This is a genomic window from Kosakonia sp. HypNH10, from assembly GCF_029850615.1.
GTDB classification, from domain to species: Bacteria; Pseudomonadota; Gammaproteobacteria; order Enterobacterales; family Enterobacteriaceae; genus Kosakonia; species Kosakonia cowanii.
In genome coordinates this window covers 1,274,217-1,296,374 of the sequence record NZ_JAOTIU010000001.1, presented here as the reverse complement: position 1 = coordinate 1,296,374, position 22,158 = coordinate 1,274,217, and the positions used below count along the sequence as shown (strand labels likewise).

At 58.0% G+C, this 22,158-nt stretch carries 21 protein-coding genes and 1 tRNA gene; 14 read left to right on the top strand and 8 right to left on the bottom strand.

Annotation, left to right across the window (positions count from 1 at the left end; genetic code table 11):
* Positions 1 to 10: 10 nt before the first annotated feature.
* Positions 11 to 766: a hydroxyacylglutathione hydrolase gene (gene gloB, locus N7V53_RS06195; RefSeq protein ID WP_279792682.1), complete on the bottom strand. Its 756-nt coding sequence runs from the start codon at positions 764 to 766 to the stop codon at positions 11 to 13.
* Between the two features lie 33 nt (positions 767 to 799).
* On the opposite strand from gloB, the gene N7V53_RS06190 reads away from it, so the two are divergent.
* On the top strand, positions 800 to 1,507 hold the full coding sequence (locus N7V53_RS06190) for a class I SAM-dependent methyltransferase (RefSeq protein WP_279792681.1): 708 nt from the start codon (positions 800 to 802) through the stop codon (positions 1,505 to 1,507).
* Here N7V53_RS06190 and rnhA read toward each other — a convergent pair.
* Positions 1,504 to 2,076 carry a ribonuclease HI gene (rnhA, locus tag N7V53_RS06185; protein ID WP_161629337.1) on the bottom strand — a complete coding sequence of 191 codons (573 nt, stop codon included), beginning with the start codon at positions 2,074 to 2,076 and terminating at the stop codon, positions 1,504 to 1,506. The genes N7V53_RS06190 and rnhA overlap by 4 nt on opposite strands.
* On the opposite strand from rnhA, the gene dnaQ reads away from it, so the two are divergent.
* Both dnaQ and N7V53_RS06175 read left to right on the top strand, forming a co-directional pair.
* Complete coding sequence (gene dnaQ / locus N7V53_RS06180) at positions 2,030 to 2,761, top strand: DNA polymerase III subunit epsilon (RefSeq protein WP_023479454.1); 732 nt, start codon at positions 2,030 to 2,032, stop codon at positions 2,759 to 2,761. The two genes, rnhA and dnaQ, sit on opposite strands and share 47 nt — an antisense overlap.
* Before the next feature lie 134 nt (positions 2,762 to 2,895).
* Positions 2,896 to 2,972: transfer RNA gene (locus tag N7V53_RS06175), tRNA-Asp, on the top strand.
* A 46-nt stretch (positions 2,973 to 3,018) separates the two neighbouring features.
* On the opposite strand, the gene N7V53_RS06170 is transcribed toward N7V53_RS06175, so the two are convergent.
* Complete coding sequence (locus N7V53_RS06170) at positions 3,019 to 4,491, bottom strand: NCS1 family nucleobase:cation symporter-1 (RefSeq protein ID WP_279792678.1); 1,473 nt, start codon at positions 4,489 to 4,491, stop codon at positions 3,019 to 3,021.
* Between the two features lie 146 nt (positions 4,492 to 4,637).
* Between N7V53_RS06170 and N7V53_RS06165 the strand changes: the two genes are divergently transcribed.
* From N7V53_RS06165 to puuE, 3 genes are read left to right on the top strand one after another with little or no spacing between them, the layout of a single operon-like run.
* A complete protein-coding gene (locus N7V53_RS06165; RefSeq protein WP_279792676.1) occupies positions 4,638 to 5,357 on the top strand; it encodes a GntR family transcriptional regulator in 720 nt (239 codons plus the stop codon).
* Positions 5,354 to 6,091 (top strand): aspartate/glutamate racemase family protein, encoded by a 738-nt coding sequence (locus N7V53_RS06160; protein ID WP_023479471.1) that lies wholly within the window; start codon positions 5,354 to 5,356, stop codon positions 6,089 to 6,091. Before N7V53_RS06165 ends, N7V53_RS06160 begins: the two co-directional genes overlap by 4 nt.
* Positions 6,092 to 6,121: 30 nt before the next feature.
* Positions 6,122 to 7,063, top strand: coding sequence for an allantoinase PuuE (gene puuE / locus N7V53_RS06155; RefSeq protein ID WP_076769420.1), 942 nt, complete (start codon positions 6,122 to 6,124; stop codon positions 7,061 to 7,063).
* Positions 7,064 to 7,096: 33 nt separating this feature from the next.
* On the opposite strand, the gene xni is transcribed toward puuE, so the two are convergent.
* The 5 genes from xni to queF form a co-directional block, all read right to left on the bottom strand.
* On the bottom strand, positions 7,097 to 7,849 hold the full coding sequence (xni, locus tag N7V53_RS06150; protein WP_023479496.1) for a flap endonuclease Xni: 753 nt from the start codon (positions 7,847 to 7,849) through the stop codon (positions 7,097 to 7,099).
* Positions 7,850 to 7,961: 112 nt separating this feature from the next.
* Complete coding sequence (locus tag N7V53_RS06145; RefSeq protein WP_279792672.1) at positions 7,962 to 9,329, bottom strand: L-serine ammonia-lyase; 1,368 nt, start codon at positions 9,327 to 9,329, stop codon at positions 7,962 to 7,964.
* A gap of 57 nt (positions 9,330 to 9,386) precedes the next feature.
* A complete protein-coding gene (locus N7V53_RS06140) occupies positions 9,387 to 10,676 on the bottom strand; it encodes an HAAAP family serine/threonine permease (protein WP_279792671.1) in 1,290 nt (429 codons plus the stop codon).
* 457 nt (positions 10,677 to 11,133) lie between these two features.
* Positions 11,134 to 12,498 carry a nucleotide 5'-monophosphate nucleosidase PpnN gene (ppnN, locus tag N7V53_RS06135; RefSeq protein ID WP_279792670.1) on the bottom strand — a complete coding sequence of 455 codons (1,365 nt, stop codon included), beginning with the start codon at positions 12,496 to 12,498 and terminating at the stop codon, positions 11,134 to 11,136.
* Between the two features lie 89 nt (positions 12,499 to 12,587).
* Entirely contained in the window at positions 12,588 to 13,433 is an 846-nt protein-coding gene (gene queF, locus N7V53_RS06130) for an NADPH-dependent 7-cyano-7-deazaguanine reductase QueF (RefSeq protein ID WP_279792669.1), read from the bottom strand.
* Between the two features lie 68 nt (positions 13,434 to 13,501).
* On the opposite strand from queF, the gene syd reads away from it, so the two are divergent.
* From syd to N7V53_RS06090, 8 genes are all read left to right on the top strand, one after another.
* A complete protein-coding gene (gene syd / locus N7V53_RS06125; protein ID WP_279792668.1) occupies positions 13,502 to 14,047 on the top strand; it encodes a SecY-interacting protein in 546 nt (181 codons plus the stop codon).
* A gap of 630 nt (positions 14,048 to 14,677) precedes the next feature.
* Positions 14,678 to 15,007 carry a YqcC family protein gene (locus tag N7V53_RS06120; RefSeq protein WP_054804275.1) on the top strand — a complete coding sequence of 110 codons (330 nt, stop codon included), beginning with the start codon at positions 14,678 to 14,680 and terminating at the stop codon, positions 15,005 to 15,007.
* Positions 15,007 to 15,801: a tRNA pseudouridine(65) synthase TruC gene (truC, locus tag N7V53_RS06115; protein ID WP_279792667.1), complete on the top strand. Its 795-nt coding sequence runs from the start codon at positions 15,007 to 15,009 to the stop codon at positions 15,799 to 15,801. The genes N7V53_RS06120 and truC overlap by 1 nt, the downstream gene beginning before the upstream one ends.
* 5 nt (positions 15,802 to 15,806) lie before the next feature.
* Positions 15,807 to 16,256, top strand: a complete 450-nt coding sequence (locus N7V53_RS06110) for a flavodoxin (protein WP_023479490.1) — start codon at positions 15,807 to 15,809, stop codon at positions 16,254 to 16,256.
* 380 nt (positions 16,257 to 16,636) lie between these two features.
* Positions 16,637 to 17,992, top strand: coding sequence for an MFS transporter (locus N7V53_RS06105; protein WP_023479481.1), 1,356 nt, complete (start codon positions 16,637 to 16,639; stop codon positions 17,990 to 17,992).
* Positions 17,992 to 19,332, top strand: a complete 1,341-nt coding sequence (locus N7V53_RS06100) for an enolase C-terminal domain-like protein (RefSeq protein WP_279792742.1) — start codon at positions 17,992 to 17,994, stop codon at positions 19,330 to 19,332. Before N7V53_RS06105 ends, N7V53_RS06100 begins: the two co-directional genes overlap by 1 nt.
* Before the next feature lie 20 nt (positions 19,333 to 19,352).
* Positions 19,353 to 20,693 (top strand): glucarate dehydratase, encoded by a 1,341-nt coding sequence (gene gudD, locus N7V53_RS06095; RefSeq protein ID WP_279792665.1) that lies wholly within the window; start codon positions 19,353 to 19,355, stop codon positions 20,691 to 20,693.
* An 87-nt stretch (positions 20,694 to 20,780) separates the two neighbouring features.
* Entirely contained in the window at positions 20,781 to 21,923 is a 1,143-nt protein-coding gene (locus N7V53_RS06090; RefSeq protein ID WP_279792663.1) for a glycerate kinase, read from the top strand.
* Positions 21,924 to 22,158 lie beyond the last annotated feature (235 nt).

Genomic DNA, 22,158 nt, shown 5'->3' with positions numbered 1-22,158 from the left:
ACCCGCAATGTCAGAAAGCATCTTTCTTTGCCCGTAACCAGGCGAAACGCTCCTCTGGATGTTGCAATACCTTCTCTTGATTTATTACTTCAATTAAATCAGCATCTTCCGTGCGTAAAAATAAATTTATTTTGCGCTCATTTTTCAGAATTACAGGGAGTGTCTTTTCGTTTTTAGCACGTAACTCACTCACTTTCTTATAGTATTCCTGAACCTCTGCATCTTCAGGCAGCACGCTGACGGCAAACTTCATATTCCCTAAAGTGTATTCATGTGCGCAACAAATCACCGTGTCGTCGGGAAGGGCGTTAATTTTACAGAAGGATTGATACATCTGCGTTGCGGTCCCTTCGAATAATCTTCCACAGCCCCCAGAGAAGAGCGTATCGCCGCAAAAAAGGTAAGGGAAACTGAAGAAACAGATATGTCCTAAAGTGTGACCTGGGGTGGCGAAGACCGAGAAATCATGGCCCAAAACGGTGACCGTATCGCCTTCGGCCAAAACCTGGGTCGTGCCCTTATGTTGTGTCTCCGCTGGCCCATAAACCACTACATCAGGGAAAGCGTCGCGCAGCGCCTGCACACCGCCGACATGATCGTTATGGTGATGCGTCAGCAGAATAGCTTCGGGTTGCCACTGGTGCTCTTCAATGGCGCGCAGCACCGGGGCGGCTTCGCCCGGATCGACAATCAGGCAGCGCCCGTCATCCTCGCTCAACACCCAGATGTAGTTGTCCTGAAACGCGGGAATACTGTTAAGATTCATAAATTACCTCTCAAAGCGTAGCGGAAGGTTGTAATGAAGCCGGCAAGGACTCCCCGAAAACTCGTCGCGCCCGTAAGCTGGGGCGCACTCCCAAAAGGTGCTTATTACCGCCAGGCGCTGGAGGAGGAGCTCAAGCCGTGGCTGGCAAAAATGTATGGTTTTCACCTGCTTAAGATTGGCAACCTCAGCGCGGAAATCAACCTTGAAAGCTGCGCCATCTCTCACCAGGTTAATGTCTCGCTGGCAGGCGAACCGGCGCAGGTACGCGCGGATCCGCTCTCTTTGCCGTTTGCAGAGAAGTCCGTCGATGCCTGCCTGCTGGCCCATACGCTGCCCTGGTGCCCCGATCCCCACCGGCTGTTGCAGGAGGTCGATCGCGTGCTGATTGACGACGGCTGGCTGGTGATGAGCGGGTTTAATCCCGTTAGCCTGTTAGGCGTCTGCAAAGCGGTGCCGTTTGCGCGCCGCTCACCGGTGGTCAAAAGCCGAATGTTCACCCTCACGCGCCAGTTTGACTGGCTTGCGCTGCTCAATTTTGAAGTGCTTCATTATAGCCGCTTTCGCGTGTTGCCCTGGACGAAGCAGGGCGGAAAGCTGCTGAGCGCGCATCTGCCGGCGTTGGGCTGTATGCAGCTGATTGTGGCCCGCAAACGCACCATTCCGCTGACGCTCAACCCGTTAAAGCAGAGCCGCTCACGGGCGCGCGTGCCGCAGGCCGTTGGCGCGACACGGCAGTCTTAAGCCAGCGTTTCCGGCTGGTAACCGACATCTTCCTGGGTGGGATTCATCGCCGCCGCGCGCGCCAGCTCATCGCAGCGTTCGTTTTCCGGATGCCCGGCGTGGCCTTTCACCCACTCCCAGCGGATTTGATGCTGGCTGAGCGCTGCATCGAGCCGCTTCCACAGGTCGACATTTTTAACCGGCTTCTTATCCGCCGTTTTCCAGCCGCGTTTTTTCCAGTTGTGGATCCATTGGGTAATGCCCTGGCGCACATACTGGCTGTCGGTGCTGAGCACCACTTCGCAGTGCTCTTTCAGCGCTTCAAGGGAGACAATCGCCGCCATCAGCTCCATGCGATTGTTGGTGGTTAAACGATAGCCTTCGCTGAAGGTCCGTTCATGTCCGCGATAACGTAAAATGGCGCCATATCCACCCGGTCCCGGATTGCCGAGGCACGATCCGTCGGTGAAAATTTCTACCTGTTTGAGCATCTCTGGTAGACTTCCTGAGTTGAAAACGACAAGTCTGACATAAATGGCCGCTATGAGCACTGCAATTACACGACAGATCGTCCTCGATACCGAAACCACCGGTATGAACCAAATCGGTGCGCACTACGAAGGGCATAAGATCATTGAGATCGGTGCGGTTGAGGTGATAAACCGCCGCCTGACCGGCAATAACTATCACGTCTACCTGAAGCCCGATCGGCTGGTGGACCCGGAAGCGTTTGGCGTTCACGGCATCGCCGACGAGTTCCTGCTCGATAAACCGACCTTCGGCGATATTGCCGATGAGTTTATCGACTATATCCGCGGCGCGGAGCTGGTGATCCATAACGCCTCGTTTGATATCGGCTTTATGGATTATGAGTTCAGCAAGCTGAACCGTGGAATTCCGAAAACCGAAACCTTCTGCAAAATTACCGATAGCCTGGCGCTGGCGCGCAGGATGTTCCCGGGCAAGCGTAACAGCCTCGATGCGCTCTGCTCGCGTTACGAAATCGATAACAGCAAGCGAACGCTGCACGGCGCACTTCTCGACTCCCAAATTCTTGCCGACGTCTATCTGATGATGACCGGCGGCCAGACATCGATAAAATTTTCGATGGAGGGCGAGAGTCAGAATCAGTCAGGCGAAGCGGGGATCCAGCGCGTTGTGCGCCAGGCAAACAAACTGCGGGTTGTTTTAGCCAGTGATGAAGAGCTGATGGCCCATGAATCGCGCCTCGATTTAGTACAGAAAAAGGGCGGAAGTTGCCTCTGGCGCGGCTAAATTGATTTATTAACCGTGAAAAATCAGCCCGTGGGCGATTTTTGCAGCAAACGATTCAAAACAAGAGAAAAAGCGTTGACGGCACCAGGCGCAATACGTAATATGCGCCTCGTTCCCTAACAGGAACACAACGCGGAGCGGTAGTTCAGTCGGTTAGAATACCTGCCTGTCACGCAGGGGGTCGCGGGTTCGAGTCCCGTCCGTTCCGCCACTATTCAGAAGGCCTGAATCAGCAATGATTCAGGCCTTCGTCGTTTCTACTCCTTGGCCACCGCGCGCTGCGCGATAAATCCGCTCTCCACGCCCGCACGTTCATGACGTGCCAGCCAGCAGTAGCAACCTGCACCGAGAAAGACGCCGATAAACCAGCTAAAGTTTGCCACTTCGTGCAGCGCCGGAATAAAGCTGATCACCAGGCCCACCATCACCGACGGCAGCAGCGCGGCAATCGCTTTGGGGTTAAAGCCGTTTTTGTACCAGTAACGCCCCAGCGGGGAGACGGTAAAGAGATCGTCGACAAACACCTTGCCGCGTTTAATCAGGTAGAAGTCTGCCAGCAGAATGCCAAACAGCGGGCCGATGCAGGCACCGAGCACATCCAGCGTGTAGTGGATTAACTCCGGCGACTGGAACAAGTTCCACGGCGTCAGCAGCACAGAGCCGACCGCCGCAATCATCCCGCCGGTACGGAAGCTGATCTTCTGCGGCGCGCAGTTAGAGAAATCAAACGCTGGCGAGACGAAGTTGGCCACGATATTAATGCCGATGGTGGCGGTAATCATGGTCAGCAGGCCAATCGCCATCGCCAGATCGCTGCCCACGTGGCTGACGGTTTCAATCGGGTCGGTGATCATTTTGCCAAACAGCGATTGCGTTCCCGAGACAATCACCACCGTCACAATCGAGAAGAGCAGAAAGTTAAAGGGCAGTCCCCAGCGGTTGCCGCGGCGGATCGCCTGCATGCTTTTGCCGTAGCGGGAGAAGTCGCCAAAGTTGAGCAGCGGGCCGGAGAAGTAGGAGACCACCAGCGCCGTGGCGGTGATCATCTGCCACGCTTGTTCACCCGGCGTCAGCGCCTTGCTGGCAAGGGTAAAGGAGATGCCGTCAAACCCGGTCTGGTAGAGGATCCAGCCCGCCAGCGCCATCATCACTACATACACCGCCGGTCCGGCGACATCAATAAAGCGTTTGATCGCGTTCATTCCGTGCCAGAACACCAGTGCCTGTAACGCCCACATAATGCCGAAGCAGATCCAGCCCAGCGCCGACAGCCCCAGAAAGTGGCTGCTTGTCAGCGCGCCCAGCGAAGGCCAGAATTTCAGCGCCACCAGCATCAAGGCGTTGGCGGCGAGATAGGTTTGAATCCCGTACCAGGCGAAGGCGATAAGCCCGCGGATCACCGCCGGAATATTGGCACCGAAGACGCCAAATGCCTGACGGCAAATTACCGCATAGGGCACGCCGGTCATCTGGCTCGGCTTCGCCACCAGGTTTGCACAGAGCTGCACAATACAGATCCCCACCAACAGGCAGAGCAGCACCTGCCAGCTGGCGAGCCCTAAGGCAAAGAAGCTGGCGGCAACCACATAGCCGCCCATGCTGTGCACATCGGACATCCAGAACGAAAAGATGTTGTACCAGGTCCAGTTCTGCTGGCGAGTCGGGGCAAGGTCCTCATTGGTCAATCTTGGGCTATAACGAGCATCGTACTGCGGTTCAGGGTTTGGCATGGAATCTGCTCCTTTAAATAGCGATAGCGTTCACAGGTCTGCTATCGGCTATTGCATTAACCAGGCCAGGTTTGGATTTTTTGTATACAAGATGCATAAAAAACGTATACAAAAAAGGCAATGCTGCGTCACACAGGAATCAGGTTATGAATCATTACACCGGGCTACAGGCGCCTGCGGATCGGGAAGAGAGAGAGCATTTCATCTGGCAATCGCTGTTAACGGCCATTGTTGAGCACCAGTTGCCGCCGGGCAGTAAGCTGCCGGAAGAGGCGCTGGCGGAGGTATTTGGCGTCAGCCGCACCGGCATTCGTAAAGTGCTCACGCGCCTTGCAACGGTGCAAATGATCACCATCGCGCCCAGGCGCGGTGCATTTGTCGCTAATCCTGGCATCGACGAGTCAAAAGAGATCTTTGCCACGCGTAAAATGATCGAGTGCGCCAACCTGCCGCAGGTGCTGGCACATCTGCAACCGCCGCATCTGGCGGCACTGGAGGCGATCATTGCCGAGGAGGAAGCGGCGCACCAGCAGCATGACGGCGCGGCGGCCATTCGCCACTCGGCGGCTTTCCACATTCAATTACAGGCGATATCGGGCAATGCGGTGGTGACCGATATTATCACCACCCTGACGCAGCGCTCCTCGCTGGTGATTGCCGCCTGGGGCGCGCCGTGGCAGCAGGGCTGCCGCTGTCACGATCACGATGCGTTAATCGAACTGTTACGTAACAAAGATCTGGCGGGCCTAGAGCACGCCATGGCGCACCACTTTGACCACATTGTTTCCAGCCTGCGCTTTGAGCGCAGCGGCGAAACGCTGCCCGATTTTACCCGCCTGTTTGGCACCCGAGGAGAGTCGCAATGAGCGCATTTTGTATACAAGTCATCAACCCCAACACCAGCCCGGAGATGACCGAAACCATTGCCAGCGCCGCGCGCCGCATCGCCTCGCCGGGCACAACCATTCTCGCCAGCTGCCCGACGCAGGGCGTGGAATCGATTGAGGGCCATTTCGATGAAGCAATTGCCGCTATCGGCGTGCTGGAGCAGGTAAAGCAGGGCAAAGCGCAGGGCGCGCAGGGTCACGTGATCGCCTGCTTTGGCGACCCGGGATTGCTGGCGGCGCGGGAACTGGCGAGCGGCCCGGTTATCGGTATTGCCGAAGCGGCGATGCATATGGCGACGCTGGTGGCGACGCGCTTCTCAATAGTCACCACGCTGCCGCGCACGGTGATCATCGCCCGCCATTTACTGCGCCAGTATGGCTTTGAACATCACTGCGCCGCGCTGCACGCCATCGATTTACCGGTGCTGGCTTTGGAAGATGGCACGGGTCTTGCTCAGCAAAAGGTACGCGAGCGTTGTATACAAGCCAAACGCGAGGATGGAAGCGGGGCGATTGTGCTGGGGTGCGGCGGCATGGCGAATCTTGCCAGTGAGCTGACGCAGGAGTTGGGCATCCCGGTGATCGACGGCGTAACGGCGGCGGTTAAAATGGTTGAATCCCTGCTCGCCCTCGGTTTTGGCACCAGTAAATATGGCGATCTCGCGTATCCCAATAAAAAGCCGCTTTCAGGATGCTTCGATATGCTCAGCTGAAAGCGGCCCCGGTTAAGAGGTCGAATCAGCATGCAAGCAGCAACCGAGACTCCCTTCTGGCACTTTACTGCCGACTACCCGCGCGATATGGCGGGCTACGCCGGCAAGCCGCCGCACGCACAGTGGCCGGGCGGCGCGCGCATCGCCGTGCAGTTTGTGCTTAATTTTGAAGAGGGCGGCGAGAACCACGTTCTGCACGGCGACAGCGGCTCGGAGCAGTTTCTCTCCGACATTATCGGCGCGGCCAGCTATCCGGCGCGCCATATGTCGATGGACTCCCTCTATGAGTACGGTTCGCGCGCCGGTTTCTGGCGCATCCATCAGGAATTTCAGCAGCGCGGCCTGCCGTTAACGGTGTTTGGGGTGGCGATGGCGCTGGCGCGCAACCCGGCGATTGTCGAGGCGATCAAGGCGGCGGATTATGACGTGGTGAGCCACGGCTGGCGCTGGATCCACTATCAGGATCTCGATATCCAGACCGAGCGCCAGCATATGCAGCAGGCGATTGAGATCCTGCAAACGCTGTTCGGCAAACGCCCGCTCGGCTGGTATACCGGGCGCGACAGCCCAAATACTCGCGCGCTGGTGGTGGAACAGGGTGATTTTCTCTATGACAGCGACTACTACGGCGACGATCTGCCCTTCTGGACCACCGTCGGCGAGAAACCGCATCTGATTGTGCCCTACACGCTGGATGCCAACGACATGCGCTTTGCCACCGCGCAGGGCTTTAACACCGCCGAGCAGTTTTATACTTACCTGAAAGATAGCTTCGATGTGCTCTATGCCGAGGGCGAAACGGCACCGAAGATGATGTCAATCGGCATGCACTGCCGCCTGCTGGGCCGACCGGGGCGGTTTCGTGCCCTGCAACGTTTTCTTGATTACGTGCAGAGCCACGACAAGGTGTGGATCTGCCGCCGCCAGGAGATCGCCGAGCACTGGCTGAAACATCACCCCTATAAAGCGTAGCCAGCCTGCTGCCCGCCAGTGCGCGGGCGAAGTTTAGCGCGTCAGGCGCAGCTGTTGCAGGTTGCCATCAAGCTGTAGATCCGTTTGCAGACGCGCCACATCCCGGCAGATAAAGGCCATCTCGCGGTGCGCTTCCAGCTTCTGCCGCCACTTCTCAGGCACCTCGGCAAGATTGTCATACAGCGCTTCCAGCGTGGGAAAAGTGCTGAGCAGTTGGGTGGCGCTTTTCGGCCCGATCCCGGCGACGCCCGGCACTTTTGAACTGCTGATGCCCGCCAGCCCCCAGTAATCCGGCAGTTGCTGCGGCGTGACGCCATACTCCTGGTCAATAAACGGTGCATCCAGCCAGCGTTTCTGGAAGTAGTCGCGGATGCGGATGGTAGGCGAGAGTAGCTGGCAGTAGCCTTTATCCGTCGAGACAATCGTGGCCTCTTGCCCCGCCTGCGCCATTTTTACCGCCAGCGTGGCGGCGAGATCGTCGGCTTCATTGCCCGGCGTCGCCCAGCAGCGAATGCCGCGCTGCTCAAACGCCGCGCGCAGGGCGGGCATCTCCTGATGCAGCGGCTCCGGCATCGGCGGTCGGCCCGCTTTATAGTCCGGCAGCAGCTGGTGACGCCAGCCCTGATTGCGCGCTTCATCATCGAACACCGCCACCGCGTGGGTCGGCTGGCTGTGCACAATCAGTTGCTCCAGCGCGTGCAGGCAGGTCTCCGCGCAGGGTGAACCCTGCACCGCATGAATTCGGCGGATAAGATTGAGTGCGTCGACAATAAGCAGATGAGCCACGGATACCCTCCTTGTAAGCGAGCGCTAAGGGTAACATTGCCCGCTTTATGAGGCTATGAAACGGTGACTATTCAGGAAGATGCCTCGCAAAACGAGGCATCTGTCAGGCAGGTTAATCGCAGGTCACGACCTTCATCGCCAGCCCACCGCGCGAAGTTTCGCGGTACTTAGCGTTCATATCTTTCCCGGTTTCGTACATCGTCTCGATCACTTTATCGAGGCAGACACGCGGCTCGCTGGTGCGGCGCAGCGCCATACGCGCGGCGTTGACCGCTTTAACCGAGGCAATGGCATTACGCTCAATGCAGGGCACCTGCACCTGGCCGGCGACAGGATCGCAGGTCAGACCGAGGTTGTGCTCCATGCCGATTTCCGCCGCGATGCACACCTGTGCCGGGCTGGCGCCGAGCAGCTCGGCCAGACCCGCAGCCGCCATTGAGCAGGCGACGCCCACTTCCCCCTGGCAACCCACTTCCGCGCCGGAGATCGAGGCGTTCATCTTATAGAGCGAGCCAATGGCGCTGGCGACCAGCAGATAGCGCGCCAGCGAATTAGCGTTCACTTCGCGGATAAACTTGTCGTAATAGGCCAGTACCGCCGGGACGATGCCGCAGGCACCGTTAGTTGGCGCGGTCACCACGCGGCCACCGGCGGCGTTCTCTTCATTGACCGCCAGCGCGAACATATTGATCCAGTCGACAACCGCCATCGGATCGGTGGTGGTTTTATCACTGCTGACCAGCATGCGGCGCAGCGCGGCGGCACGACGCGGCACGCGCAGTCGGCCCGGCAGTACGCCTTCGGTGTTGATGCCACGCTCAATGCCGCCATGCATCACTTCCCACACGCGTGCCAGGTGCTGCTCCAGCTCCTCTTTGCTGTGCAGCGCCAGCTCGTTTTTCATCATCAGGCCGGAGAGGGAAAGCCCGCTTTCCTGGCAGTGACGCTGCAAATCAGCCGCGTTTTTATAGGGGTAAGGCACCTCAACCGACGCGCTGGTGGTCTGGCCGAAGTGCGCTTCGTCGACAATAAAGCCGCCGCCAATCGAGTAGTAGGTCTGGCTGTAGAGCACCGTTTCGCCCGCCAGCGCAGTAATGCGCATACCGTTCTCATGCAGCGAGAGGTTATCGGCATGGAAGTTCATGCAGCGATCGACCGGGAACTCCACTTCATGCTCGCCGTTCGCCAGCAGCAGGCGGCCGTGCGTATTCACATCCTGAATAAAGCCCGGGATTGCATCAATATCGACGCTATCCGGCAGATTGCCGGCCAGCCCCATAATAATGGCGATATCCGTATGGTGGCCTTTGCCGGTCAGGGAGAGCGAGCCGTAAACGTCAACCACCACGCGGGTGACGTCGCGCAGCAGGCCGCGGGCAATCAAATCATCGGTGAACTGTTTGCCAGCTTTCATGGGGCCGACGGTGTGCGAGCTGGAGGGACCGATACCGATCTTAAAAATATCGAATACGCTGATCATAACGCGTTATCCATGACAAAGAGGGATCGCGCCGCCCGGCTGGACGGCGCGCAGAGATTAGCTGAACAGGGAGTAGAAAATCGCGGAGATAGCGATAAGGCCCATAATCACAATGAAGACGTTGCTGATATGGCCGCTGTATTTACGCATCGCCGGAACGCGGGCAATGGCGTACATCGGCATCAGGAAGAGGATCATGGCGATAATCGGGCCGCCCAGCGTTTCGATCATGCCAAGGATGCTCGGGTTCCAGGTGGCAACCGCCCAGGTGGTCAGCAGCATGAACAGCGCGGTAATGCGGTTCAGCTTGTTGATTTCGATGGTTTTGCCTTTGCCACGCAGGGATTTAATCACCATACCGTTGAAACCTTCACGCGCGCCGAGGTAGTGACCGAGGAAGGATTTGGTGATGGCGATCATCGCGATGATCGGTGCCATCCAGGCGATGACCGGCGCATTAAAGTGGTTAGCCAGGTAGGAGAGAATCGAGATGTTCTGCTCTTTCGCCGAGGCCAGATCGGCCGGTGCCAGGCTCAGCACGCAGCTGAAGACAAAGAACATCACCGTCAGCACCATCATGATGTGGGCGAAGGCCAGAATGCGTGAGCATTTACGTTCTGCTTCTGCGCCGTACTCTTCACGTTTCGCCACGGCGAAAGAGGAGATGATCGGCGAGTGGTTAAAGGAGAAAACCATTACCGGGATCGCCAGCCACAGGGTCATCCACAGGCCATTGCCGGTCGCAGACGCGCTGTTGAAGGAGAGGGTTTCCAGCACCGCGCCGTTCCACTGCGGAATCAGGTAGAGCGCCAGCAGCATCAGGGCGATAACAAACGGGAAGACCAGAATGCTCATCGCTTTAACGATCATCTGCTCGCCGAAGCGCACGATGGTCATCATACCGACGATCAGAATCAGGGAGAGAATGGCGCGCGGCGGCGGCGTCATGCCCAACTGGTGGGTCATAAAGCTGTCGACGGTGTTGGTGATCGCCACGCTATAGACCAGCAGAATCGGGTAGATGGCAAAGAAGTAGAGCAGGGTAATCAGTTTACCCGCGCCGATACCAAAATGTTCTTCCACCACTTCGGTGATATCTTCGCCGGGATTTTTACCGGAGAGCACAAAGCGGGTCAGACCGCGGTGCGCGAAGTAGGTCATTGGGAAGGCAAGAATGGCCATGATGATCAGCGGAATCAGTCCGCCTACGCCAGCGTTGATGGGCAGGAACAGTACGCCAGCGCCAATCGCGGTACCGTAGAGGCCTAGCATCCACATGGTGTCGGTCTTGCGCCATGCGCTCCGCGTTCCGGTTGAAGCCAGATTACTGGTTTGAGTCGTTTCCATTGGTAAATCTCCTGGGAAAATCAAAAAGCTGCCATTTAGACAAATCGTTTGCCATCCACGCCAGCGGTAATATTTTATCCGGTTGATTGCGGCTATTTTTATAATTTCTTACCGCAATTATTTGCGGCGGAAAGATACATGTATGTTATGACTCTATCAGTGATCAGGATCGCAATTGCAATAATCCACTTATTAAGTGGGTATATTTAGACCATCTGTCTGTTTATCAAAAATCATCTGAGATTTATGGGCGCGAAGGCTATCACCCGCCAGATATGCGATCAAACTCACAGCGGCCAAAGACGATAAAAGCGCTGTGGATCATCCGATTAGCAGTGATTTATCGACTTTTAAGCCAACTGGAGTGGATCATTACCTTGTGCAGGGTAGGGGAATTACGGCGGGAAAGGCGGGAAGGTATAAGGGCGGCTTATGGCCGCCCGGTAAGAAGCAAGGATTAGGCGCAGATTTCGTAGCAGGGGATATAGGCCGATCCGGGGAGTTTCATGCGGTGCTGGGCGACGAAGCCCTGCAACAGATCATCCATCCGGCGCATCATGTCGCTGTCGCCATGAATTTTGTACGGGCCGTACGCTTCAATCGCACGAATGCCGTGCTCTTTGACGTTGCCCGCCACAATGCCGGAGAAGGCGCGACGCAGATCCGCTGCCAGCACTTCGACGGGTTGATCCGGGTAGAGCTTCAGGTTGGCCATGTTTTCATGGGTCGGCTCGAACGGCACCTGCAGATCCGGCGCGATGCGAATCGACCAGTTGAAGCTGTAGGCATCGCCGGTTTCGCGACGATTCTCTTTCACCTGCGGCATCGCCTTTTTCATCTGGCGCGCCACTTCGGCCGCATCGTTGATGATGATGGTGTAGTGGCGGCGCGCGGCTTCGCCCAGCGTGTTAACGATAAACTCATCCAGCACGCGGAAGTAGTCAGCGCTCTCTTTCGGCCCGGTGAGGATCAGCGGCAGCACCTGATTTTTGTTCGCCGGGTTCATCAGAATACCCAGTAGGTAGAGCAGCTCTTCCGCCGTGCCGACGCCGCCCGGGAAGATAATGATGCCGTGGGCGATACGCACAAACGCTTCCAGACGCTTTTCAATGTCCGGCATGATAATCAGCTCGTTAACCAGCGGGTTTGGCGGCTCTGCGGCGATGATCGACGGCTCGGTCATGCCGATAAAACGCCCCTCTTTATAACGCTGCTGCGCGTGGCCGACCGCCGCGCCCTTCATCGGCGCTTCCATCGCCCCCGGCCCGCAGCCGGTGCAGATATTCAGTTCACGCAGACCAAGCTGGGTGCCGACGCGGCGTGCGTAGAGGTACTCGGTTTCGTTAATCGAGTGACCGCCCCAGCAGACCACCATGCTCGGCGCTTCGCCGACGTGCAGGGCACGGGCATTACGCAGAATCGAGAAGACCAGGTTGGTGATATGGGTCGAACTCTCCACATCAAGATGCTGAAAACGACTGGCGTTATGGATCTGGCCGTTCACGAAGAGGATATCGCGCAGCACGGCAAAGAGGTTGGCCTGTAGCGCACGGATCAGACGCCCGTCGACAAACGCCTCTTCCGGTGGGTTTATCAACTCCAGCTTTACGCCGCGTTCACGGCGCAAGACGTTGATATCAAAACTTTCGTTACGGGAGAGCAGCTCTTTGCTGCTGTCGGTCTGGCTCCCTGAGTTCAGTACAGCGAGCGAACAGTTGCGAAACAGTTGATACAGGTCGCTGCTGGCCGTGCGTTTAAGCATATCGACTTCCAGCTGCGACAACATATCCATCGAGCCAAGCGGGCTAATATGTGTAATCAAGTGAACTCCTTACGGGACGAAAATTTTATCTTCCCTGCTGATTACAATAGCCCTGGCTTATGACGTTTAACAACCTGCCAACGCATGTTTTACTGGCGCGCCAGCCGTCCGGTTGCCGGAACGAAGCTGGTGTTGCTGCGCCACGGGTTGATATCGAGGCCGCCGCGACGGGTGTAGCGCGCGTAAACGCTGAGGGATTCCGGCTGGCAGAAGCGCTGGATATCCGTAAAAATGCGCTCAACGCACTGCTCGTGAAACTCATTGTGATGGCGGAACGAGACCAGATAGCGCAGCAGTTTTTCCCGGTCGATTTGGCTCCCGCGATACCGGATCTGCACCGAGCCCCAGTCCGGCTGGTGGGTGATCAGGCAGTTCGATTTCAGTAGATGGCTAACCAGCGTCTCTTCCACCATCTCGCCACTCGCGGCGTCGGTTAACAGCGCGGCATCAAACTCATAGTTATCAATAGCGACATCCTGATCGTCGATGCAGAGGCCAGCAAAGTGGGCAACCGGCTGGCCTTCCAGTTCATCGACGCGGTAGAGCGTGACGCTTACCGCACCTTGCGCGCAGGCGCTGAGATCGCGTTGCAAGGTGCTGCGTACTTCATCCCAACTGGCGAAACGGGTCTGGTTAAAGCTGTTGAGATAGAGTTTAAAACTTTTAGACTCCACCAGATTGAGGCTGGCGTAATCCAGTTCCACCTGGCCGACCGCGACCTGCGGCAGCCCGTTGGCATTGAGCCAGGAGAGCTCGTACAGCGTCCAGATATCCGCGCCGTGAAAGGGGAGGTTATCAGCCTTCAGCCCAAGGGGATCGCGGTTGAGGGAGCGCGGCACGCCTTGCAGCAGGCTGGCGTCATAGGTGTCGCGGTAGTCGGTGGTTTTGCCCAGCGTCAGGCCCGAGAGCGCCTGGTGGTTATCATAAGAAGACATGTTTCATCGCCATTTTGCAGGTAAACTATGGCGCAAGTTTATCCTGGCTTAAGTAAAGAGAGAAATCGGTGGAAAAAGAGACGGCTCAGGCGCTGAAAGCCTTTACGGAACGTTATTGCGATGCGTGGCATGCGGCGCACGGCAGTTGGCCACAGAGTGAAGATCTGTATGGCGTCCCTTCGCCCTGCATTATCTCTTCTACCGAAGATGCCGTTTTCTGGCAGCCGCAGCCCTTTACGGCACAGCAGAATGTCCACCCCGTTGAACAGGCGATGGAGATTGTGGTACAACCGCCGATCCATGCGTTTTATACCACACAGTTTGCCGGTGATATGACCGCGCGGCTGGGCAATATCAGCCTGACGCTGCTGCAAACCTGGAGCGAAGCGGATTTTGTCCGGGTACAGGAAAATCTGATTGGGCACCTGGTGACGCAGAAAAGGCTCAAATTATCGCCTACACTTTTTATTGCCACGCTCGATAGCGAGCTGGATGTCATCTCAGTCTGTAACCTGAGCGGTGAGGTGATGCAGGAGACGCTCGGGACACGTAAACGCACGCGTCTGGCCAGCGATCTGCCCACTTTCCTCACCCAGCTTGAACCCGTCGTGTAAGCCCATCGCCTACATCCTGTGTGAGAGATCTCTTACAGAGCCTGTAGGAGATCGGCTGTTCGTATTCTATAACTCACGTGAGTTATCTTTATTTAAACAATTAGAAATCATGATGTTAATACGATAATCCCTGGGGTCAATGGCGTATTACGGCAGAGCTTTGTCGTTAAGTCTCCTTGTAAGACCGGCCGGAATACGTAATTCTATCTCTTGTCGACACGGAGTCTGACTAAGAGACGTACATCAGGATGATGTTGTTTCTGGACACACCGGGAAGGTGCTTCACGGACAGACTTCAGGACGAAGTGAGAGGATATCGCCGGAGTGCGTTAAAGGACACCTCCAGGACGGAGAATGAGAGCCGGTCAGGATGGACGGTAGATCAGGAGGATCCAGGACACGCTTTAAGGATAAGGCCAGGTCACATCGGGGTGGTGTGAGCATGATGCGTTGTTTAAGGATGAACGGGTCAGGAGACCGCAGGAAAAGTTTTCATGGATGAGCAGGGAGCACACGGGTAGCCGGATAGCTGCGAAACGAACCGGGAGCACTGTTTTTACAGTGCTCCCTTTTTTTATTTCTCCCGCTCTTTGCTATGCTGCGCGCCAGTCTGATTAAACGGGGGCTTTTATGACTCAACATCAACGCGTGCGCCAGCAGCTTCAGCTGATTGAAGCGCAGCTGCGCGAGCACGATCTCTGGCAAACCACTGCCCCGGCGCTGAGCGCCTTTGAGAGCACGCAACCCTTCTGCATGGACACCCTCGCACCCTTTGAGTGGCTGCAGTGGGTGCTGATCCCACGTATGCATGCGCTGCTCGACAGCAAGCAGGCGCTGCCGCAGGCGTTTGCTATCGCGCCCTATTACGAAATGGCCCTTGAGGCGACACACCCCTCCCGCGATGCGATGCTGGTTCATCTCCAGCAGCTTGACGCGCTGTTTAGCGACGAAAACCACTGATGCTGGAGATAATCTACCAGGATGAGTGGCTGGTCGCCGTCAACAAACCCTCCGGCTGGCTGGTGCATCGCAGCTGGCTCGACCGCGATGAAAAAGTGGTGGTGATGCAGACCGTGCGCGACCAGATTGGGCAGCATGTTTTTACCGCCCATCGTCTCGACAGGCCGACTTCCGGCGTTCTGCTGATGGGGCTCTCCAGCGAAGCGGGGCGGCGTTTATCCCAGCAGTTTGAGCAGCACCAGATGCAGAAGCGCTACCACGCCATCGTGCGCGGCTGGCTGATGGAGGAGGCATTGCTCGACTATCCGTTGGTGGAAGAGCTGGACAAAGTGGCGGATAAATTCGCCCGCACCGACAAAGAGCCGCAGCCTGCCGTAACCCACTATCGCGGCCTTGCGACGACCGAATTACCGGTCGCGATCGGTAAGTTTCCCTCTACGCGCTATGGGCTGGTCGAGCTGGAGCCTAAAACCGGGCGCAAGCATCAGCTTCGCCGTCATCTCTCCCATCTGCGCCACCCGATTATTGGCGACAGCAAGCATGGCGATCTGCGGCAAAACCGCAGCGCGGCGGCGCATTTCGGCCTTAACCGCCTGATGCTGCACGCTAGCCAGTTAAGCCTTACGCACCCGTTTACCGGCGAGGCGCTGACCCTGCGCGCCGGCTTCGATGCGGTGTGGATGCAGGCGCTGGATCAGTTCGGCTGGCGGGGCCCTCTCCCTGAGAATGAAAGGGTTGAGTTTAGCGGCCTCAGCGGTCAGGATGAGGGCAATCTGGAATCACGCAAGGAGTGATAAGCATGGCGAATATAGGCATTTTTGTCGGCACGATGTACGGCAATTCGCTGCTGGTAGCGGAAGAAGCGCAGGCGATTTTAGAAGCCCAGGGCCACACGGCAAAGGTGTATGAAGATCCTGAGGCGGCGCAGTGGGAGAGCAACAAAGGCAACTACGCGCTGGTCGTTACCTCCACTACTGGCCAGGGCGATCTGCCGGACAGCATCGCGCCGCTGTTTCACTACCTGCGCGACACCGTCGGCTACCAGCCCGAGCTGCGCTACGGCGTGATTGCGCTGGGCGACAGCACCTACAGCCACTTCTGCGGCGGCGGGAAAAAATTTGATGCGCTGTTGCAGGAGCAGGGCGCGCAGCGCATCGGCGAGGTACTGCTGATTGACGCCAGCGAAGATCCGGAGCCGGAAAGCGTCTCCAACCCGTGGGTTGAGCAGTGGGCAAGCCTGCTGAAATAAGCCCGTTTCCCTCCCGCTCGCCGGGAGGGTTAGCCTCTTTTTATTAACCGTCAAGCGACGCCATTCACACTCTTCGCACCTGACCCGCGCTTTTACCCCGCCGTTTATCGTCTGTTTCAATTTTCGTGAAATACCCCCCATCGCCCTGGGCTAATGCCCCAAACCCGCGCTGAGCTGCCGCCGAATGTTGTGTTGATGCACGGTGAGAGTTACCAGGCCGCTTTTTATACTCCTTGAGCCAGTTAATAAAGCCGCCCGCCGTGGAGTGAAAACGCGACGGGCCGCGGCATAAAAAGAGCGACAGCGTTCTGTCTACCCCTACAGGTTGCGCCGTACAGGATGCATGTTGAAAAGAACATCTATGCTTCGGGAGTACAACCATGAGTGCATTAAGCCAGGCGGCGAGCGGCGCTGAAAAGCGCACAAATGCCCGCTACTGGATCGTGGTGATGCTATTTATCGTCACATCCTTCAACTACGGCGATCGCGCTACGCTATCGATTGCTGGCTCGGAAATGTCCAAGGCTATCGGCCTTGATCCTGTCGGTATGGGCTATGTCTTCTCCGCCTTCTCCTGGGCCTATGTGATTGGTCAGATCCCGGGCGGCTGGCTGCTTGACCGCTTCGGCTCAAAACGCGTCTACTTCTGGTCCATCTTCACCTGGTCACTCTTTACCCTGCTGCAAGGGTTCGTCGATCTCTTCAGCGGCTTTGGCATCATCATCGCGCTCTTTACGCTGCGCTTTATGGTCGGCCTGGCAGAAGCCCCCTCGTTTCCGGGCAACAGCCGCATCGTTGCCGCCTGGTTCCCGGCGCAGGAGCGCGGCACGGCGGTCGCCATCTTCAACTCCGCGCAGTACTTCGCCACGGTGATCTTCGCGCCGATTATGGGCTGGCTGACCCACGAAGTGGGCTGGTCGCACGTCTTCTTCTTTATGGGCGGGCTTGGGATCTTCATCAGCTTCCTGTGGCTGAAAATGATCCACGAGCCGAACCAGCATCCGGGCGTCAACAAAAAGGAGCTGGAGTACATCGCCGAGGGCGGGGCGCTGATCAATATGGATCAGAAGAACCCCCAGCAGAAAGTGCCCTTTTCGCAGAAGTGGGGGCAGGTCAAACAGCTGCTCGCCTCGCGCATGATGATCGGCGTTTATCTCGGGCAGTACTGCATTAACGCCTTAACCTACTTCTTTATCACGTGGTTCCCGGTCTATCTGGTGCAGGCGCGCGGCATGTCGATCCTGAAAGCGGGCTTTGTCGCCTCGATCCCGGCGATCTGCGGCTTTGTCGGCGGCGTGCTTGGCGGAGTGATCTCTGACTGGTTAATGCGCCGCTACGGATCGCTGAACGTGGCGCGTAAGACGCCGATCGTGCTGGGCATGCTGCTCTCGATGAGTATGGTGTTCTGTAACTACACCGATTCGGAAACTCTGATTATCGCCTTTATGGCGCTGGCCTTCTTCGGCAAAGGCATCGGCGCGCTCGGCTGGGCGGTGATGGCGGATACTGCGCCGAAAGAGATCAGCGGTCTGAGCGGCGGCCTGTTTAATATGTTCGGCAATATCTCCGGCATCGTCACGCCGATTGCGATTGGCTACATCGTCGGCACCACCGGCTCGTTTAACGGCGCGCTGATTTACGTTGGCGTTCATGCGCTGGTGGCGGTGCTCAGTTACCTGGTGCTGGTGGGCAATATCAAACGCATCGAACTTAAACCCGTAACAGGACGCGAATGATGAATACACAAGCCACGCCCGTCATCACCGACATGAAGGTGATCCCGGTTGCCGGGCACGACAGCATGCTGATGAATATCGGCGGCGCGCATAACGCTTACTTCACCCGCAATATCGTGGTGCTGACGGACAGTGCCGGGCACACCGGCGTGGGTGAAGCGCCGGGTGGCGAGGTGATTTATCAAACATTGGTTGATGCCACGCCAATGGTGGTGGGACAAGAGATCGCCCGGCTGAACAAAGTGGTGCAGCGGGTGCACAAAGGCAACCAGGCGGCGGATTTCGACACCTTCGGCAACGGTGCCTGGACCTTTGAACTGCGCGTTAACGCGGTGGCAGCGCTGGAAGCGGCGCTGCTCGATCTGCTCGGTAAAACCCTTAACGTCCCGGTGTGCGAACTGCTGGGGCCGGGCAAACAGCGCGATGCCGTTACCGTGCTCGGCTACCTCTTCTACGTCGGCGATCGCACGAAAACCGATTTGCCCTATCTGGACGCGACGCCGGGCAGCCACGAGTGGTACCGGCTGCGCCATCAGGAGGCGATGAGCAGCGAAGCGGTGGTGCGCCTTGCCGAAGCTTCACAGGATCGTTACGGCTTTAAAGATTTCAAACTGAAGGGCGGCGTGCTCCCGGGCGAGCAGGAGATCGACACCGTGCGCGCGCTGAAAAAACGCTTCCCCGATGCGCGCATCACCGTCGATCCCAACGGCGCGTGGCTGCTCGACGAAGCGATCCGCCTCTGTAAAGGGCTGAACGATGTGCTGACCTACGCGGAAGATCCCTGTGGCGCGGAGCAGGGCTTCTCCGGGCGCGAAGTGATGGCGGAGTTTCGCCGCGCCACCGGTCTGCCGGTCGCCACCAATATGATCGCCACCAACTGGCGGGAGATGGGCCACGCGGTAATGCTCAACGCGGTCGATATTCCGCTCGCCGATCCGCACTTCTGGACCCTCTCCGGTGCGGTGCGCGTCGCGCAGTTGTGCGACGACTGGGGCTTAACCTGGGGCTGCCACTCCAACAACCATTTCGATATTTCGCTGGCGATGTTTACCCATGTCGCCGCCGCAGCACCAGGCACGCCAACGGCGATTGATACCCACTGGATCTGGCAGGAGGGCGACGCGCGCCTGACGAAGCAGCCTTTAGAGATCCGCGAGGGCAAAATCACCGTGCCGGACGCGCCGGGGCTTGGCGTTGAGCTGGACTGGGCGCAAATTGAGAAAGCGCACGCACTCTATAAAACCTTGCCGGGCGGCGCGCGCAACGACGCCGGCCCGATGCAGTACCTCATTCCTGGCTGGACGTTTGATAAAAAACGCCCCGTTTTTGGACGGCATTAAAAGAGCAAAAGGACACAATTATGAGTACTTACAGTTCCACGCCCGTTGTGGCATCGATGCAGGTTATTCCCGTTGCCGGTCACGACAGCATGTTGATGAACCTGAGCGGGGCGCACGCGCCTTTCTTCACCCGCAATATCGTGATCATTAAAGATAACGCCGGTCATACCGGGGTCGGCGAAATCCCCGGCGGGGAGAAGATCCGCCAGACGCTGGAGGAGGCCGCCGCGCTGGTGGTTGGGAAGACGCTGGGCGAGTACAAAAATGTGCTCAACAGCGTGCGCAACACCTTCGCCGATCGCGATGCCAGCGGGCGCGGGCTGCAAACCTTCGATCTGCGCACCACTATTCACGTGGTCACGGGTATCGAAGCGGCGATGCTCGATCTGCTCGGTCAGCACCTTGGCGTGAACGTCGCTTCCCTGCTCGGCGAAGGCCAGCAGCGCAGCGAGGTAGAGATGCTCGGCTACCTCTTCTTTGTCGGCGATGCCAAAAAGACGCCGCTGCCTTACCAGAGCCAGCCCGATGATGCATGTGACTGGTATCGCATCCGCCATGAAGAGGCGATGACGCCGGATCGCGTGGTGCGCCTGGCAGAAGCGGCTTATGAGAAATATGGCTTTAACGACTTCAAACTGAAGGGCGGCGTGCTGGCCGGGATGGAAGAGGCGGAAGCGATTGCCGCGCTGGCAAAACGCTTCCCGCAGGCGCGCGTCACCCTCGATCCGAACGGCGCGTGGTCGCTCGATGAAGCAATCACCATCGGCAAGCAGCTGAAAGGCGTGCTCGCCTATGCCGAAGATCCGTGCGGGGCCGAGCAGGGTTTCTCCGGGCGTGAAGTGATGGCGGAGTTCCGCCGCGCCACCGGGCTGCCGACCGCTACCAATATGATCGCCACCGACTGGCGGCAGATGGGCCATACCCTGTCGCTGCAATCGGTCGATATTCCGCTGGCCGACCCGCACTTCTGGACCATGCAGGGCTCAGTGCGCGTGGCGCAGATGTGCCATGAGTTTGGCCTCACCTGGGGTTCCCACTCTAATAACCACTTCGATATTTCACTGGCGATGTTCACCCATGTCGCCGCCGCTGCGCCGGGCAAGATCACCGCCATCGATACCCACTGGATCTGGCAGGAGGGCAACCAGCGCCTGACCAAAGCGCCGTTTGAAATCAAAGGCGGAATGGTGCAGGTGCCAACCACGCCGGGTCTTGGCGTTGAGCTGGATATGGATCAAGTGATGAAGGCCAACGAGTTGTATCAAAAGCATGGGCTCGGCGCGCGCGACGATGCGATGGGCATGCAGTACCTGATCCCCGACTGGAAATTTGATAACAAGCGTCCCTGCATGGTGCGTTAATGAAATTGCCACTCCTTGCGGGGGCTGGCATTTCCCGCTGCCGGCAAGGTGTATGCTTACCGTGGTGAATATGCGTAAGGACGGCTTATGAAAATTGTCATCGCACCGGACTCCTACAAAGAGAGTTTAACGGCCCTGGAGGTGGCGACCGCCATTGAAGCGGGGTTTAGCGAGGTGTACCCCAACGCTGAGTACGTGAAAATCCCGGTGGCGGACGGCGGGGAAGGGACGGTAGAAGCGATGGTCGCCGCCACCCAGGGGCGGGTGGTGAAGGTGACGGTTAAAGGGCCGCTCGGCGAGGAGGCCGACGCCTTTTATGGCCTCTCCGGCGATGAGCAATCGGCGTTTATCGAAATGGCGGCGGCAAGCGGGCTGGAGCGCGTGCCCACGGCGAAGCGCGATCCGTTAATCACCACCTCATGGGGGACCGGGGAACTGATCCGCCATGCGCTGGATGCGGGCGTGAAACAGATCATTATCGGCATTGGCGGCAGCGCGACCAACGATGGCGGCGCAGGTATGGTGCAGGCGCTGGGCGCAAAGCTTCTTGATGAGCAGGGGGAGCAGATCGCCGCAGGCGGCGCGGCGCTGGAGCGCCTGGCGCGCATTGATATTAGCGAGCTGGATCGTCGCCTGGCGCAGTGCCGGATCGATGTGGCCTGCGATGTTACCAATCCGCTTACCGGTAAAGAGGGGGCCTCGGCGGTGTTTGGCCCGCAAAAAGGGGCAACGCCGGAGATGATTGCGCGGCTGGATAAAGCGCTGGCGCACTACGCGCAGATTATTGCCCGCGATCTCGATTGCGATGTGTTAACGCTCTCCGGCGGCGGTGCGGCGGGTGGCATGGGCGCGGCGTTGTACGCTTTTTGTGGAGCAGAGCTGCGCCAGGGGATTGAGATTGTGACCGATGCGCTGGCGCTGGATAAGCACGTGGCTGATGCGGATCTGGTGATCACCGGCGAAGGGCGAATCGACAGCCAGACCGTGCACGGCAAAGTGCCGGTCGGCGTGGCGAAGGTCGCCAAACGGTATGATATTCCGGTGATCGGCATTGCCGGTAGCCTGACCGCCGATGTTGGCGTGGTGCACGATCACGGCATCGACGCGGTGTTCAGCGTGATTTACAGCATCTGCTCCCTCGACGAGGCATTAGCCAACGCCGGGGAGAATGTGCGCCTCACCGCCCGCAATGTGGCGGCGGTATTAAAAGCGGGGCAAGGGTTGCGGTAAGGATTGCCGGATGCCTGATGGTTGGTTGTGCCGGATGGCGGCTGTGCCTTATCCGGCCTACGGGTGCGGTATGCCTGGGGTTTTGGTTTTGCCGGATGGCGGCTGCGCCTTATCCGGCCTACGGGGGCGATATGCCTGTGGGGTGGTTGTGCCGGATGGCGGCTGCGCCTTATCCGGCCTACGGGTGCGGCATGCCGGGGGGTTGGTTTTGCCGGATGGCGGTTACGCCTTATCC

Bases quoted from the DNA above. Each gene is read 5' to 3' on its own strand.
- gloB (WP_279792682.1), bottom strand. From the start codon at position 766: ATGAATCTTAACAGTATTCCCGCGTTTCAGGACAACTACATCTGGGTG.
- N7V53_RS06190 (WP_279792681.1), top strand. From the start codon at position 800: ATGAAGCCGGCAAGGACTCCCCGAAAACTCGTCGCGCCCGTAAGCTGG.
- dnaQ (WP_023479454.1), top strand. From the start codon at position 2,030: ATGAGCACTGCAATTACACGACAGATCGTCCTCGATACCGAAACCACC.
- N7V53_RS06170 (WP_279792678.1), bottom strand. From the start codon at position 4,491: ATGCCAAACCCTGAACCGCAGTACGATGCTCGTTATAGCCCAAGATTG.
- N7V53_RS06165 (WP_279792676.1), top strand. From the start codon at position 4,638: ATGAATCATTACACCGGGCTACAGGCGCCTGCGGATCGGGAAGAGAGA.
- N7V53_RS06160 (WP_023479471.1), top strand. From the start codon at position 5,354: ATGAGCGCATTTTGTATACAAGTCATCAACCCCAACACCAGCCCGGAG.
- puuE (WP_076769420.1), top strand. From the start codon at position 6,122: ATGCAAGCAGCAACCGAGACTCCCTTCTGGCACTTTACTGCCGACTAC.
- N7V53_RS06145 (WP_279792672.1), bottom strand. From the start codon at position 9,329: ATGATCAGCGTATTCGATATTTTTAAGATCGGTATCGGTCCCTCCAGC.
- N7V53_RS06140 (WP_279792671.1), bottom strand. From the start codon at position 10,676: ATGGAAACGACTCAAACCAGTAATCTGGCTTCAACCGGAACGCGGAGC.
- queF (WP_279792669.1), bottom strand. From the start codon at position 13,433: ATGTCTTCTTATGATAACCACCAGGCGCTCTCGGGCCTGACGCTGGGC.
- N7V53_RS06120 (WP_054804275.1), top strand. From the start codon at position 14,678: ATGACTCAACATCAACGCGTGCGCCAGCAGCTTCAGCTGATTGAAGCG.
- truC (WP_279792667.1), top strand. From the start codon at position 15,007: ATGCTGGAGATAATCTACCAGGATGAGTGGCTGGTCGCCGTCAACAAA.
- N7V53_RS06110 (WP_023479490.1), top strand. From the start codon at position 15,807: ATGGCGAATATAGGCATTTTTGTCGGCACGATGTACGGCAATTCGCTG.
- N7V53_RS06105 (WP_023479481.1), top strand. From the start codon at position 16,637: ATGAGTGCATTAAGCCAGGCGGCGAGCGGCGCTGAAAAGCGCACAAAT.
- N7V53_RS06100 (WP_279792742.1), top strand. From the start codon at position 17,992: ATGAATACACAAGCCACGCCCGTCATCACCGACATGAAGGTGATCCCG.
- gudD (WP_279792665.1), top strand. From the start codon at position 19,353: ATGAGTACTTACAGTTCCACGCCCGTTGTGGCATCGATGCAGGTTATT.
- N7V53_RS06090 (WP_279792663.1), top strand. From the start codon at position 20,781: ATGAAAATTGTCATCGCACCGGACTCCTACAAAGAGAGTTTAACGGCC.